Raw genomic sequence first — 15,291 nt, 5'->3', positions numbered from 1 at the left:
CTTTTTTGTAGACTGATAAATACCAAGAATAAGAGCAGCATATGGAACTGATTTTCGCAGCAGCGCTGTGTAGCGTTGTGGTCTCAATATTATTAAAAGTCGCCAAAAACAGAGGGCTGAGTCCGATCCACATGATTAGCTGGAATTATGCCACCGCCAGCTTGTTGTGCTTTTTCTGGTTTAAGCCGGATATCCAGCATATTTCGCCAAGCCAGACACCATGGTTCCTCATTCTGGCATTGGGTATTTTGCTTCCGAGCGTATTTCTGTTGCTGGCCAAAGCCTTGGAAAGCGCTGGAATTTTAAAAACAGAAATCGCCCAGCGGCTTTCTGTAGTCTTGTCACTGGCGGCGGCTTATTTTATTTTTCAGGAACAGTTTAATCAGCTGAAAATACTCGGGATCGCTTTAGGTATTGGCGCAGTGCTGTGCATCCTGTTTTCACATCGACAGAGTACAGGACAGGGCAGTCAGGGCATGTTGTATCTGGGCTTGGTCTGGGTCGGTTATGCATTGATTGATGTATTGTTGAAATATACGACCAGTCTAGGTTTGCAATTCGCCGTGGCGCTGAATCTGATGTTTGTTTGTGCCCTGATCATTTCGATGGGCTATCTGTTATTCAAATATAAAAGCTTGGGCTCCATGCAGAATATAGGCGCTGGTCTGTTATTGGGTGTCCTGAATTTTGCCAATATTGCTTTCTATGTCAAAGCCCATATGCTGCTCAAGGATTCACCTGCGATCGTCTTCGCCGGCATGAATATTCTGGTGGTGGTGTTTGGAGTCATTGCAGGTCTGGTATTCTTTAAAGAGCGGCTCAAACCTGCAAGTACTGTAGGGTTGCTGCTAGGCTTGACTAGTGTGATTTGCCTAGCTTATGCAATGTCTGTTTGACATAAGAAGATGCAAATTCAATCGGATGCCGGAGCAGGTCGCCTGCTTCGGCCAGTCCAAGCAATAAACCGGCCTGTTGGCAGTCTGGACAATGCGGATAACGATGCTGTTGATCTTTATAGTGCTGGAGATAAATTTTATCGCAATGATGGCATTCAAATTTCAGGGATTTGGAGGTAAGGAGCGACATAGATGGCCTCTATTGTTATTCTATTAGATGTAAATTAAATAAAGCAAAAAATAGGCCCGAATTGATATGGAAAGGGGCGCCTGGCCCCTTTTATAGCATAAAATCCTTACAGTTGGGTGAAAATGTCTTCAGCGGGTAGACGTGATTTCGGCAGTTTGGCATTGAAGTCATTTTCACTGCGATAACCCAAAGTCAGCAAGACAGAGGGAATTAAACCCTGTTCTGCGAGTTGTAATTCTTCACTAATTATCTCTTCATCAAAGCCGCCAATTGGTGTGGCATCGACACCTTCAATTCCGGCAGCCAACAGCATCTGACCGAGCGCAATAAAGGTCTGATTTTCAGCCCAGCGCTGAATGTCACCTTTTTCATTACGATAATAATGAATATAGCCTGCACGGGTGTTTTTCTGACCTTCTTTGGCCGATTCATCTTTAAAACGCCCGCTGAGATCATCGCGATTCAGTAAGTTTTCCAGATGCAGCTCATTAATATCGGCTTTGGTGCAAAATAAAATAGTATGCGAAGAATCCAGAACTTTGGGTGCATTGTAGGCATAAGTACCGATCAAGGCTTTGGCAATGCGCTGTTTGGCGGCATCATGATCGGCAATAAAAAAATGCCAAGGCTGAATATTGATCGAAGAAGGTGCAAAACGCAAAACTTCTAATAAACGTTCAAACTGGGCTGCCGGGATTTTCTTGCTAGGATCATAGGCTTTGGTGGCATAGCGAGTCTGTGTGATCTTGAGTAAATCCATCAATGGACTCCAATTTTTTTAAATAAAATGAGGGTAGATGCTCTGGATCTATAAAATTTTCAGATCTGGAGATTATTACAATAAAAAAGCATCAGGCAAAGTCTGTTGTTTAATGATCTTGATATAAATGCAAGTAAAACTTAGCGTTAAATTAGATAACAATCCAGTTTTTGTCTATTGGCACTTTTGGACAAGAAGCGTTTAATAAGCAGTATCGCCAGTAACATGCAAATAGGTCCGTAAATGCAATTTACCAATTATTTTAAACACAAACTTAAAACCCAGCAGCAAATCGGGTTGTGGATTGGGCTGGCAGATGCCTATGGTACCGAGATTGCAGCAAATGCCGGCTATGACTGGTTACTGATTGATGGTGAGCATGCTCCCAGCGATTTGAGAATTACATTGTCGCAACTGCAAAGTATTGCCGCTTATCCGTCGCAAGCGGTGGTAAGACCTCCGGTTGGCAGTGTACAGCTGATCAAGCAGCTGCTCGATATCGGTGCGCAGACTTTATTGATTCCGATGGTCGAAACTGTGGAACAGGCGGAACTGATGGTTAAGGCAGTGCGTTATCCACCGGAAGGAATTCGTGGCGTTGGCGCTGCACTGGCACGTGCCACGCGCTGGAACAGCATTCCGAATTATTATCAGACTGCGCATGAAGAAATCTGTTTGCTGATCCAGATCGAGTCGGTTACCGGATTGAAAAATCTGGATGCTATTCTTCAGATTGATGGAATTGACGGGGTATTTATTGGCGCCGTAGACCTGTCTGCTACCATGGGCTATCAGGGTGATCCAAATCATCCAGAGGTGCAAGCCGCGGTTGTGGATGCAATTCAGCGGATTCGTGTTGCAGGTAAAGCCGCTGGTATTCTGTCAACTCAGCATGAAGTCACACAAAAGTATCTGGAGCTTGGTACTGAATTTGTTGCAGTAGGCGTTGATACCAGCGTTCTGATGAATTCATTGCGGGATTTGTTGGGAAAATATAAAACCGATATAAATGTAATTAAAACAAATACGGGATATTAATCATTTACCAGATCTGAATGAATGGATTAGATAAGGTTTTGAATGCTTTTTAAGCAAAACTTGTCTGCAATGATCTATTCATTCAAATCTAACAAGATGATCGTCTGTTTTTTGACCTAATATAAAGCTCAATGTGCTTATTTCCTGAATGATGAGAAGAGCAGAACTGGACTTTTGATGTCTGCTATCTGTTTTAATGGCCTTGTAGCAGCTATGAATTATTTTATAAAAGTGATATCTATCAATAACAATTACCTTTATAAAATTTCTGTACAATCATTGTTTTAAAAATCAGGCAGGCATTATTTGTAATGACAATGTATGTTTGCTTTCTATTAAATAAGCATGTATACTTATAGATACTTCGAGCGGGTATAGTTCCCGCTTTTATTATTTCTAGCTAATTGTGATTCACTTTTGGTTCAAGCTTGAGCTTGAATAACATCTAGTAACTACAGAATTATTATACAAATTTGGTTTTCTTAATCTCTTTGTACAGTCACAAAAAGCTCATTTTATGAGTAAATATTTTGAATATATTAAATGAATGGCATACCGCTACAGCCGTAAATGGTGGCGAAATTAATGTTAAACTGGTTCCTTTAAAGCGTAAGCAAAACACTCAGGATGGTTTTATCTGGGTAGAAGTTGGAAAAATGATCCAGCTACAAACAGGTGAAGAAATTCTGTTTAACCTTGATGGTAAAAGTTTCTATACCGGTGTGAATAAGCTTTATCGTCTGTGCTAAGCAAACACATATCTTAAAAAAAGTGGCTGATTAATATCGCCACTTTTTTAGTTTTAGGGTCTCGAAATCTTGGTTTTCCTGAATTTCCAGTATCTCGGCACTGTCTTCCTTCCAGTCACCCAGTACGATTCTTTTTTTCTGACCTAGCGGATGAATGGCTGCGCGATGCGTATGGCCATGGATCAATACGTCAACGTCTTGTAATGCCAGCTCAACGGCCTGATCATTAACATCCATCACTTCATAGCTTTTAAACTGCTGCGCCTGATGACTTTGCTGACGAAAGCCATTGGCTAATTTTTTACGGAAAGACAGCGGTGTACGCTTTAATAAGCCTAGCAGAAGTGGATGCCGGATAATCTTTTTAAAGCGCTGATAAGCGATGTCATCGGTACACAGTGCATCACCATGTTCCAGGCGAAAACGTGTTCTTGCAATGTTCAGTTGGTCTATCTCAGAAAGTAGCTTTCCGCCAAATTGAGCTAAAAACTTGCTGCCGAGAACAAAATCCCGGTTGCCTGCCTGAAAATATACCTGATTGCCAGCCTGAATAAACTGTTTTAAGGCAGTGATAATTTCGTCCAGCCATGGGGCTGTATAGTCATCACCGATCCAGGCATTGAACCAGTCACCCAAAATATACAATCGGGTATTTTGATCTTGATATTCGGTCAATAAATCTAAAAACCCCCGAACAAGTCGAGGGTGATCAGGTGACAAATGTAAATCTGAGATAAACAGATAGGTCACGAATCTTTTCCTTTTATTCCTCTCTAGATCCCTCATTTATATGAGGGATTTTCCATTACACCGTTTTAAAGCATCGCTTTAAAACTCATAAAGAACGGAGAGGACGTTTTTTATTCAGAAATGATTTTTGCAGACTCAATAACCACATTTTCTAGTGGAACATCAGCGTGGTAGCCACGGTTGCCAGTACGAACGCCTTTAATTTCGTTGACAATGTCCATGCCGTCAGTCACTTTACCAAATACTGCATAACCCCAACCTTGTGCTGTTTTACCAGAATGGTTAAGGAATGCGTTGTTGCCAACGTTAATGAAGAATTGAGCAGATGCAGAATGTGGAGCTTGCGTACGCGCCATGGCAATTGTGCCCAAATCGTTAGTTAAGCCATTGTCTGCTTCATTTTCGATTGCATCACGGGTCGCTTTTTCTTTGAAGTTTTCATCCATACCACCACCCTGGATCATGAAACCATCAATCACACGGTGGAAAATTACGCCGTCATAAAAACCGTCACGCACATATTCTAAAAAGTTAGCCACTGTTTTAGGTGCTTTTTCAGCATTGAGTTCAAGAACAATACGACCTTTATTGGTGTTTAATTCGACTTGAGGAAAACTCATTGTGTAATCTCCTAATCATGGACGAGTGCCATGGTTTTTTCTGAATGAGTGAAGCATAAGCAAACTACAATCGACTAGGCAAGTAAAAACATTATTTTCTTTGTTAAAAGCATAAAAATAGTACCTTATTTATACGTTGATTTATCAAGGCATTTCAGATATTGCCCTATCAGGCACCCTATTTTGAATTGGCGTAAATTAATGATTTTACTGCTTGTACAGGCACTGATATTTTAGTTTCAGGCAACTCGCCGTATTTTCATTTTTTAAAATGGGTGAATTGAAATCAAATACCATAGTTAGCGGTTGAGAGATTATTCACCTCTAGTTAAACTAAGGAACTTTGATAATGAATATGCGTACAACCTGTGCGATTAAATATTCGTTAATCCCTTTTTAACTTTAGAAGTGAATGATTGATCATGAAGCCAAATGATGTTGTGACATCTCTGCCCGAGAACCCGACCCAAAAGAACAATGCAGTCGATTCAGTGCAGCAGCAAGAACAACAACCGGGCTTGGACTTTGTACGTCAGGTCATTACGGATGATTTAGCCGCTGGTCGTACCCAACAGATCGTCACGCGTTTTCCGCCTGAGCCAAATGGCTACTTACATATTGGCCATGTGAAAGCAATTTGCTTGAACTTTGGGATTGCTGAAGAATTCCAGGGGGTGTGTAATCTTCGTTTTGATGATACCAATCCGGATGCTGAAGAACAGGAATATGTTGATGGTATTGCCAATGATGTGAAATGGTTGGGCTTCCAGTGGGAGGGCGAGCCGCGCTATGCATCGAGCTATTTTGATCAACTTTATACATGGGCGGTTCAGCTGATTGAACAGGGTGATGCCTATGTGGATTTACAAAGCCCCGAAGACATCCGTTTAAACCGCGGTAATTTTGTCGAGCCGGGTAAGAACTCGCCACAACGTGATGCAACTGTTGCAGAGAATCTGGAACGTTTTGAGAAGATGCGTAGCGGCGAATATGCTGAAGGTCAGGCTGTTTTACGCGCTAAAATCGATATGACCTCACCGAACGTACATATGCGTGATCCGATCTTGTATCGTATCTTGCATTCAGCGCACCATCAGACGGGCGATACATGGAAAATTTATCCAATGTACGACTATGCGCATCCATTGTCTGATGCGATTGAAGGCATTACTCACTCGCTTTGTACATTAGAGTTCCAGGATCACCGTCCGTTCTATGACTGGGTGGTGGCAAAGGTTAAATCACCATCTGTGCCACGTCAGTACGAATCTAGCCGTTTGAACGTGGATTACACCATCACCTCAAAACGTAAATTACGTAAACTGGTTGAAGGTGCTCATGTGAATGGTTGGGACGATCCACGTATGCCGACCGTAGTCGGTATGCGTCGCCGTGGTTTTACACCTGAAGGTCTGCGTGATTTCTGTCAACGTGTCGGTGTATCGAAAGTAGATGGCAGTATTGTGGATGTCGCGATGCTGGAATATTGCATCCGCCAGTCTCTGGAAAATACTGCAGCGCGTGGTATGGCCGTGTTAAATCCACTGAAAGTGACCTTAAGCAACTTGCCAGCAGATATGGATCTGACCCATTCACGTCATCCGAACGTGGATATGGGGGAGCGCGTGATTCCTTTAACCACTGAGCTGTTTATTGACCGTAAAGACTTTGAGGAAGAACCACCAAAAGGCTTTAAACGTCTGATTCCAGGTGGTGAAGTACGTTTACGTCATGCCTATGTGATCAAATGTGATGAAGTCATTAAAGATGAAAATGGTGAAGTGGTTGAGCTGAAATGTTCGATTGATCCTGAAACTTTGGGTAAGAATCCTGAAGGCCGCAAGGTGAAAGGTGTGGTTCACTGGGTATCTGCGACTAAAGGTGTTCCTGCGGAAGTCCGTATTTATGAACGTCTGTTCACTGAGTCGGATCCTGAAGTGGGTGATGACTTCCTGGCCAACTTGAACCCTGAATCCTTAAAGGTGGTTCAAGCCGTGATTGAGCCGGCATTGGCGCAAGCTCAACCGGAAGATCGCTTCCAGTTTGAGCGTGAAGGTTACTTCGTTGCCGATCAATACGATCATAATAGCAAGAAACCAGTATTTAACCGTATTCTTGACTTGAAAGACAGTTTCAAGCCAGGCAAATAATCAGGTTTAAATCAGATATTAAAAGCCCAACTTCGGTTGGGCTTTTTCAATACAGCAGGGAAAATGCCATGATTGTGCGTGATAAAAACAATAGTATCGGTTTACTGTTTGCCTGGCAGGGCACAATTTTGCCTAAGGTATTGCCGGCTTTAGTCTTGGTGGTCTTTATTTCCGGCCTACTGGTCTATTTGAGTCAGGCACATTTTGTGAATCTTCCTGCCGTACCCGCAATCGGCTTTACCATTTTTGGTGTGATTCTTTCGATCTTTCTCAGCTTTAGAAATACGGCATGTTATGAGCGCTGGTGGGAAGGGCGCAAGCTCTGGGGAGCGCTAATCGCCACCACACGTCATTTATGCCGGGACAGCCATGTGCTGGATGATCAGACCCGCGAGGTCTTGTTATATCGCATGATGCTGTTTAGCCATCTGTTGCGTGACCGGCTCAGACAGCAAGTACAAAGTATTCAGCATTACCAAACAACCACGCATTTTGAAAATATGGCATTCGATCAGTTGCTCGTGCAAATCAATCCTTCACAATGGGTGCTGGAACAGATGCAAAAGGAGTTGGTTCAGCAATATAAGCAGGGCAACATCAGCGATATTATTTATAACAATTTGAATCAGCATACTGTGGCCTTGGGCAATATTCAGGCCGGCTGTGACCGGATACTGTCGACGCCATTGCCATTTTCTTATTCAGTACTGTTACATCGTGCAGTGTATTCGTTCTGTTTTATTTTGCCTTTTAGTTTGCAGGCCAATCTGGGCCTGTGGACGCCGATTCTGGTCGGGTTGATTGCTTATATGCTCTTAGGCCTAGATGAGCTCAGTGCTGAGCTAGAAGAGCCTTTTGGGCTACAGGATAATGATCTGCCACTCGATTCAATGGTACGACTGGTAGAGCGGGAAACCTTAAGCTCTTTGGGTAAAGGTTTACCTGAAGCGATTCAGGCCAAAAAAGGTTATTTAACCTGATCTGTTCCTTTTAATATCAAAGTTTAAACCCGAACTCAAAATTTCTTACTAACAAAAAATCATCGGCAGGCTGAGCTTTAAATTAACGATGTTTAAGATTAGTCAGGTCTGACACTTTCGTTTTAGCCTGATCTTGCAATTCACGGTATTGTTGCAAACGCAGATTGGCTTTATCTCTAAGCTTCTTCTTGATGTACAAGGCCAAGGCAAAACTCGTCGTGGTCAGGGTCAGGAACATGCTGTTCATGAAACTCATCATCGAGCTGATATAACCAATCGTGGTCAGGCGATTCATCATATAGATCACTTGCGGGCTGCTTTCTACGCCGGTAATCGCCCAAGTACACAGATGTTCGCAATTATTGATAATCAGATGATAATTATTTTCATGCATTCTGGAACGCATGCGACGCACAACTTTACGGCCTTTATATTTCGCTGAGTCATAATGTTGCACATGAATCGCTTTGCCATGACTGAATTTTTCAATAGAGGTTATTTCAATGGGGCGTTTCTTGAATAAATGTGCAAAGCCCGAATAATGAATAACACGACCACGTCCAGCGTATATCCCATGATGGGTATAACCGAAATGTTTAACCATAAGGTGCGCTCCTATGGGAAACCGTTTAGTCTGTTGCATATCAGAATTAAGCCATTTAAAAAAGCATTGTAGTTTAATAACAAGTGTACTGCCTTTTGCTAAATTAATCGACGCTTTGCTTGATTTTAGGCAGACAAGCAATAGGCGTATGCAGCAAGTGACTTGATCACCTGTATGGCAGAATTCAGATGAACATCTGTTCAGTAACATCTATAAATAGCCTAAGCTAACTTTTACATTTCAATAAAATCAGAAAAAGTGAGAGGAAGAAGTGTTCAGATTTATTACCAATTACTCAACAGAAGGCAGAAGGTTGTGTAGTCGGATTTATACAATTGAACTCTCTAAGTTTGGTTCTTCTTCAATGTAATTAAAGCGACAGATATAAAAAAAGCACCTGGTTACACAAGTGCTTTTTTTGATCAGGCTAGAGCCCTTGCCGATTACTGCAAGGGCAAGTGTTGAAGTTCATTCAGTTCCTTACGGCTATAGCCGCGTGATACAAGAACCTTTTTGATTCCGATGATGATCTCTTCATCAGTTGCTTTAGACAAAGCTTCAAGAAGCTGTTCATTTGTCTTGAAAGAGCAATCATTTTCTACACAAGCAATCTGATTCTTGTGTTCATTGTGTTGTTCCACAGAAAACAACTTTTGCCAAAAACTCATAGAGCCTTCATACAACAACCTAACATAGAGTGAAATATAGCCAATTAAATAAATAAAGCAATAGGACCTATGTGATAAAAGCAGCAGTTAGTCTTTAAAATTTCCGATTGAAGCTCAAAGAGCTAACGATATTTTTAGCTGTACAAATGATAATTTGTTATTAAGTTAATGATTTAAGATATAAAAAAAGGAATTTCGAAAAACTCCTTTTTTGTAACAAGAAAATAAATTGAAACAAATTCTTTATCTTCTTTCTAACAATACGCCCGTTTCTACATGGTGTGTATATGGAAATTGATCAAACATAGCGAATTTGCTGATTTTATGGGTTTGAGACAACTGTTTCAGATTGTCATGCAATGTGTCTGGATTGCAAGAAATGTAAATAATGCGTTGGAAGCGCTGTAATAGTTTAAGCGTTTCATCATCAATACCGGCACGCGGTGGATCGACAAATACCGTATCAAAGTCATAAGTCGCAAGATCAATATTGGCTTCTTGCAGGCGGCGGAACACACGCTCGCCGTTGTAAGCTTGGGTGAACTCTTCTGCAGAAAGACGCGCGACCTGAATGTTCTCAATCTGGTTTTGCTCAATATTCCACTCAGCCGCATAGACTGAAGATTTGGCTAACTCGGTTGCCAGAACACGGCGGAACTTGGTCGAGAGTGGCAGGGTAAAGTTACCATTACCACAATATAATTCCAGCAAATCTTGATCAGATTGCTCTGCCGCATCACATGCCCATTCCAGCATGTTTTGGCAGACTTGGGCATTCGGCTGGGTAAAGCTGCTTTCGATCTGTTTGTATTGATAGGTACGATCAAAAACAGAAAGTTCTTCCACCACATATTCATCAGACAGGACAAACTTCTGTCCACGGCTGCGGCCAATTAACTTGATATTTAACTGTTCTGCCAGTGCTTTGGCTGCCGGTTCCCAGCTTTCATCCAATTTACGATGATAAATCAGAGAAACCAGAACCTGACCACTTAAGGTCGCCAGAAAATGTACTTCAAACAGACGTGTCGATAATACTGGATCTGCTTTGAGCGCTTGCAGTAATTTAGGCATCAACTGATTGATACTGAGGTCTGCAACCGGAAATTCATCAATGCGGATGACTTTTTTCTGTTGATCTTCATTGCGCTCGAACATGGCATAGAACATGTCATCCTCAGTATGCCAGATCCGAAATTCAGCACGCATGCGGAAATATTTTTCAGGAGACTGGAATACTTCGAGGGCAGGTGGTTGATATTCGGCAAACTGAGCGCTGATGCGTTCAATTTTGGCATCGAGTTGTTGCTGATAAGATGAAGTCATATGCAGTAAGAAGTCGCAAATATTTTAAAGCGCAAATGGTAGCAAATAATTGCTGATCTGCCTAAGCCTATTGTGGCTGAGCGGCTTTAAAAACTGCATAAAAAAGACCAAACCCTCTGAGGAGAAAAATTTGGCCGTAAAGAGGAAATCATGAACAGAAAAATGACAAGATGATTCGATTAATTTAGAGATGACTCATCGTCATCAAACTGGCATTGCCACCGGCTGCTGCCGTATTGATGCTAATGGCCCGTTCAAGCACCAATCGCTCCACCGGAATGTCATGATTGCCTGAGTTTAAATGCGTGATTCCTACAATGGGGCCTTTTCGAGCCGCAATACGCTTCTGTAAATCAATCAATTCCGCAGCATCACCATGATGTAATACAGCATCAAATTCCCCACTTTCAATGTCTTGAATCACTTTGAATCGGGCAGCAACTGCTTTTGGCATTGTTTGTAGATATTTCAGCACAAAAGTATTTTCAGCCAATACTGCAGGGCGACTGCCGACCGATAAAATGGCCAAAATTTGCTGAATCTGGTCTTGCTCGGTGTGCGCCAAAGATAGAACACTTTCACGTGGCAAGATCATGTACTGGTTTTCTTCGCCGGTTGGACCTTGCAAACTAAAGCTTTGTCCGGTCGCAATCTGGCTGGGTGCTTTTAAGGAGATTGTGGGGAAAGTTTTAGAGGCCCAAGCCTTAAATTCCTGGACTGGTTTGTGTTCAATAGGGGCTTGATCAGATCGCATGGCATAAGGCTGCGCCAGTTTCTTCTCGGAAAGCTGCTGCATTAAACGGTAGATGTAAAGCGGCCCACCAGCTTTAGGGCCAGTACCGGACAAGCCTTCACCACCGAAAGGCTGAACACCCACAACTGCACCGACGATATTACGGTTGATATACAAGTTACCGACTTCTGCTCGCGCAATCACGGTTTGTATGGTTTCATCAATACGTGTGTGTAAGCCCATGGTCAGACCATAGCCTTTGCTGTTGATCTGTTCCAATAACTGTTCCAGTTCACCATATTTATAGCTGATTAGATGCAGCACCGGACCAAAGACTTCACGCTCCAGATCGTTCAGGTTTGGAAGTTCAATCAATGTTGGCGGAATAAAGGTGCCTTGGGTTAATTCAGTCTCATCTTGGTCAAACATCAGTTGATGGACTTTGTGACCTTTGCTGCGCATCTGCTGAATATGCGTCTGAATATTTTGCTGGGCCTCAAGATCAATCACCGGACCAATATCGGTTTTTAATAAAATCGGATTGCCGACTCTTAACTGCTGCATGGCACCTTTGAGCATCGTGCGCACAGCATCCAGGTTATCTTCTTGCACACAGAGCACACGCAAAGCAGAACAACGCTGGCCGGCACTGTCATAGGCAGAATTAACCACATCAAGCACCACTTGCTCAGTTAATGCAGATGAATCGACAATCATGGCATTTTGACCGCCGGTTTCAGCAATCAGGGTCACACTTTCGCCAAACTGGTTCAGACGTTCTGCTACAGTTTTTTGCAGAATATGGGCGACCTCGGTTGAGCCGGTAAACATGATGCCCTGAATACGTGAATCTGCACTGAGCTGTGCACCAATGGTTTCACCGCGCCCAGGTAGCAGCTGTAATACATCCTGCGGAATACCGGCTTCCCATAAAATCTGTACGGCTTGTGCTGCAATCAGCGGCGTTTGTTCAGCCGGTTTGGCAATCACGGTATTGCCAGCGACCAGCGCTGCTGAAAGCTGACCGGTAAAAATCGCCAGCGGGAAATTCCATGGACTGATACATAGCACGGTGCCTAAAGGCTGGATCTGTACATTGTCATTGAGATCCAAAACTTGAGCTGCATAGTAACGCAAGAAATCTACCGCCTCACGCACTTCGGCAATCGCATTGGCATAGGTTTTACCTGCTTCACGAGAAAGAAGAACCATGAGCGGTAGCAGGCGTTCTTCCATCAATTCTGCGGCTCTATTCAGGCAGGCAGCACGCTCATTTTTTGACAGATTGGCCCAGAAACTTTGTGCATTAACGGCTTGGGTGAGTGCAATTTTGGCCTGTTCAGAAGTTGCTTCATAGACTGTACCGACCACATCCTGATGTTGTGCCGGATTGATTACGGGAACTGCATGGGTTGTATCCACGCTGCTAAATGCCGTTCCCATAGCCGCTGCCTGAAATTGCGTATTTGCCAGACTGGATGCAACTTCATTTAAAATACGGAGCTCAGCATCATTGGCCAAATCGAGTCCGGATGAGTTAATGCGTGCATCGGCATAAAGATCTTGCGGATAGGGAATATGCGGATGCTTGGCTCCCAATACGTTTTCCTGTTTTGATGCCTTTAAAATCGTTTGCTGTGGATTTTCAATCAAATCTTCAATGTTTAAAGTCTTGTCGGCAATACGATTGACGAATGAGGTATTGGCACCATTTTCCAGTAAACGACGCACCAGATAAGCCAGCAAGGTTTCATGATTGCCGACTGGCGCATAGATCCGGCAGGGTATACCGAGTTTATTTTTCGATGGATCACCCACGACATTTTCATACAGCGGTTCGCCCATGCCATGCAGACATTGAAACTCGTATTGGCCAGCATAATACTGCTCAGGTTGCGCTAGCTGATAGATCGTCGCTACCGTTTGTGCATTGTGTGTGGCAAATTGCGGGTAGATATAATCCGGTTCAGCCAACAGCTTACGCGCACAGGCGATATAAGACAGATCTGTGTGTACCTTACGGGTAAATACCGGATAATCCGACATTCCATCAATTTGGGCTTTCTTGATTTCACTGTCCCAATACGCGCCTTTGACCAGACGAATCATCAAGCGTTTCTGACTACGCTTCGCCAGATCAATGATGTAATCCACCACATAAAAACAGCGTTTTTGATAGGCCTGAATCACAAAGCCAATGCCTTTCCAGTCCTGCAATTGTGGTTCAAAACACATGCGTTCTAATAATTCTAGCGAAATCTCAAGGCGATCGCTTTCTTCAGCATCGATATTTAAACCAATATTGTACTGCTTGGCCAAGACCGCGAGTTTCAGTACTTTTGCATAGAGCTCATCATGCACGTGATCCATTTGCGAGCGCTGATAACGTGGATGCAGCGCAGAGAGCTTGATAGAAATTCCGGGACCATCATAAACATCTTTATCCTGTGATGCTTGACCAATGGCATGAATGGCTTGCTGATAATCCTGATAATAACGTTCAGCATCCGGATCGGTCAGCGCTGCTTCACCCAGCATGTCATAGGAATAGCGAAAGCCTTTTTCTTCCAGCGGTTCGGCATTTTTCAGGGCTTCATCAATGGTTTCACCCGTAACAAACTGCTCGCCCATCATGCGCATGGCAACATCGACGGCCTTACGGATAATCCCGCGGCCACTGCGTGCCAAAAGACCCGTCAATAAGCTAGACAGGCTTTTTTGCTGCGGGGTTTCCATCAGCTTACCGGTCAGCATCAGCCCCCAAGCTGCCGCGTTCACAAACATTAGCTGGCTCTGGCCTAAATGCTCTTTCCAGTTACCTTGATTGATTTTGTCTCGAATCAGCAGGTCACGTGTGGCTTTGTCCGGAATCCGCAGCAGGGCTTCTGCCAGACACATCAGCGCAATACCTTCCTGAGAAGATAGGGAAAATTCCTGCAATAAGCCTTGTACGATCCCGGCTTTCCCAGTGGAGCTTTTGCGCTCACGCAAGGAATGCGCGAGATCAAAGGCAAGCGCCTGAATCTTGTCACTCATCTCGGAAGAAATTTCACTATGCAGCAAGAGTTCTTCGACGCATTCAGTTTCAGCACGACGCCATGCCGTATTAATATGTTCTTCGTATTGGTTTTTATATTTAAATTCAGCAATATAATTCGAGTGCTGGGCCGCATCTAAAATTGAATCTGGGCGGAGAGTGGTTGGCATAGTGACTTCCTGTACTGCGTCAATCAGTTCTTTGAGGTGAATGAGTTTTAATCTATAATCACAGAATATTTGACGAATATCTCACTATAGTTTTCGCTTTTTTTAGAGAATAATTCTAATGACAAGTCCTTATTTGAACCTTGACCGTATAGATATTCGTATCCTGGGTTTATTGCAATCCGATGCTAAGCTGTCCAATATCAAACTGGCTGAACTGGTCAATCTGTCGCCTACAGCAGCCTTGGCGCGTGTACAAAAGCTGACCCGTGAAGGTTTTATTGTGGGCTATGAAGCGCGCCTCAATCCAGTCATGTTGAATAATGGTTTTGTGGTCTTTGTTGAAATTTTACTGGATAAAACCACACCGAATGTTTTAGATGAATTTTCCCATGCAGTCCGGCAGATTCCTGAAATTATCGAATGTCACATGATCAGTGGCGGCTTCGATTTCGTGGTAAAAATCCGCTGTGCCAATATGGATGAATTCCGCAAAATCTCAGGTCAGATCTTGTGGCAATTGCCCGGAATTAAAGAAACGCGCAGTTATCCGGTGATGGAAGTGATTAAAGAAAGTCAGCGGATCCATCTGAAAATACCGGGAAAATCTAAATAATTTGTAG

At 43.2% G+C, this 15,291-nt stretch carries 14 protein-coding genes; 6 read left to right on the top strand and 8 right to left on the bottom strand.

The window, feature by feature from the left end:
* Positions 1-41 precede the first annotated feature (41 nt).
* Positions 42-896, top strand: a complete 855-nt coding sequence (locus tag FTT75_RS07330) for a DMT family transporter (RefSeq protein WP_180186181.1) — start codon at positions 42-44, stop codon at positions 894-896.
* Here FTT75_RS07330 and FTT75_RS07325 read toward each other — a convergent pair.
* Positions 859-1,086, bottom strand: a complete 228-nt coding sequence (locus FTT75_RS07325) for a hypothetical protein (RefSeq protein WP_005171148.1) — start codon at positions 1,084-1,086, stop codon at positions 859-861. The genes FTT75_RS07330 and FTT75_RS07325 overlap by 38 nt on opposite strands.
* A 106-nt stretch (positions 1,087-1,192) precedes the next feature.
* Positions 1,193-1,846, bottom strand: coding sequence for an oxygen-insensitive NAD(P)H nitroreductase (gene nfsB / locus FTT75_RS07320; RefSeq protein WP_180186180.1), 654 nt, complete (start codon positions 1,844-1,846; stop codon positions 1,193-1,195).
* 243 nt (positions 1,847-2,089) lie between these two features.
* On the opposite strand from nfsB, the gene hpaI reads away from it, so the two are divergent.
* Positions 2,090-2,884 (top strand): 4-hydroxy-2-oxoheptanedioate aldolase, encoded by a 795-nt coding sequence (gene hpaI / locus FTT75_RS07315; protein ID WP_074382843.1) that lies wholly within the window; start codon positions 2,090-2,092, stop codon positions 2,882-2,884.
* Positions 2,885-3,414: 530 nt separating this feature from the next.
* Positions 3,415-3,633 carry a hypothetical protein gene (locus FTT75_RS07310; RefSeq protein WP_005096740.1) on the top strand — a complete coding sequence of 73 codons (219 nt, stop codon included), beginning with the start codon at positions 3,415-3,417 and terminating at the stop codon, positions 3,631-3,633.
* Positions 3,634-3,663: 30 nt separating this feature from the next.
* Here the strand turns inward: FTT75_RS07310 and FTT75_RS07305 are convergent, their stop codons facing one another.
* A complete protein-coding gene (locus tag FTT75_RS07305; RefSeq protein ID WP_180186179.1) occupies positions 3,664-4,383 on the bottom strand; it encodes a UDP-2,3-diacylglucosamine diphosphatase in 720 nt (239 codons plus the stop codon).
* A gap of 110 nt (positions 4,384-4,493) precedes the next feature.
* On the bottom strand, positions 4,494-5,003 hold the full coding sequence (locus FTT75_RS07300; RefSeq protein ID WP_005171140.1) for a peptidylprolyl isomerase: 510 nt from the start codon (positions 5,001-5,003) through the stop codon (positions 4,494-4,496).
* Positions 5,004-5,425: 422 nt separating this feature from the next.
* Between FTT75_RS07300 and FTT75_RS07295 the strand changes: the two genes are divergently transcribed.
* Together FTT75_RS07295 and FTT75_RS07290 are read left to right on the top strand one after the other, a co-directional pair.
* Positions 5,426-7,153, top strand: coding sequence for a glutamine--tRNA ligase/YqeY domain fusion protein (locus FTT75_RS07295; protein ID WP_005171137.1), 1,728 nt, complete (start codon positions 5,426-5,428; stop codon positions 7,151-7,153).
* A gap of 68 nt (positions 7,154-7,221) precedes the next feature.
* Positions 7,222-8,133, top strand: coding sequence for a bestrophin family protein (locus FTT75_RS07290; RefSeq protein ID WP_005096746.1), 912 nt, complete (start codon positions 7,222-7,224; stop codon positions 8,131-8,133).
* An 82-nt stretch (positions 8,134-8,215) separates the two neighbouring features.
* On the opposite strand, the gene FTT75_RS07285 is transcribed toward FTT75_RS07290, so the two are convergent.
* The 4 genes from FTT75_RS07285 to putA all read right to left on the bottom strand — a co-directional run bounded on the left by FTT75_RS07285 (position 8,216) and on the right by putA (position 14,671).
* Positions 8,216-8,776, bottom strand: a complete 561-nt coding sequence (locus FTT75_RS07285) for a lecithin retinol acyltransferase family protein (RefSeq protein WP_034608524.1) — start codon at positions 8,774-8,776, stop codon at positions 8,216-8,218.
* A gap of 404 nt (positions 8,777-9,180) precedes the next feature.
* A complete protein-coding gene (locus tag FTT75_RS07280; protein WP_005096749.1) occupies positions 9,181-9,405 on the bottom strand; it encodes a hypothetical protein in 225 nt (74 codons plus the stop codon).
* Between the two features lie 243 nt (positions 9,406-9,648).
* A complete protein-coding gene (gene trmA, locus FTT75_RS07275; protein WP_005096751.1) occupies positions 9,649-10,731 on the bottom strand; it encodes a tRNA (uridine(54)-C5)-methyltransferase TrmA in 1,083 nt (360 codons plus the stop codon).
* A gap of 184 nt (positions 10,732-10,915) precedes the next feature.
* Complete coding sequence (putA, locus tag FTT75_RS07270) at positions 10,916-14,671, bottom strand: trifunctional transcriptional regulator/proline dehydrogenase/L-glutamate gamma-semialdehyde dehydrogenase (protein ID WP_180186178.1); 3,756 nt, start codon at positions 14,669-14,671, stop codon at positions 10,916-10,918.
* Positions 14,672-14,789: 118 nt separating this feature from the next.
* Here putA and FTT75_RS07265 point away from each other — a divergent pair, with 118 nt between their 5' ends.
* Positions 14,790-15,284, top strand: a complete 495-nt coding sequence (locus FTT75_RS07265) for an Lrp/AsnC ligand binding domain-containing protein (protein WP_180186177.1) — start codon at positions 14,790-14,792, stop codon at positions 15,282-15,284.
* Positions 15,285-15,291 lie beyond the last annotated feature (7 nt).

The organism is Acinetobacter sp. YH01008 (assembly GCF_013420435.1).
In the GTDB taxonomy this organism is placed as follows: domain Bacteria; phylum Pseudomonadota; class Gammaproteobacteria; order Pseudomonadales; family Moraxellaceae; genus Acinetobacter; species Acinetobacter pseudolwoffii.
Note: the sequence above shows the minus strand (reverse complement) of the source record. Positions and strands in the feature narration are given on the sequence as shown.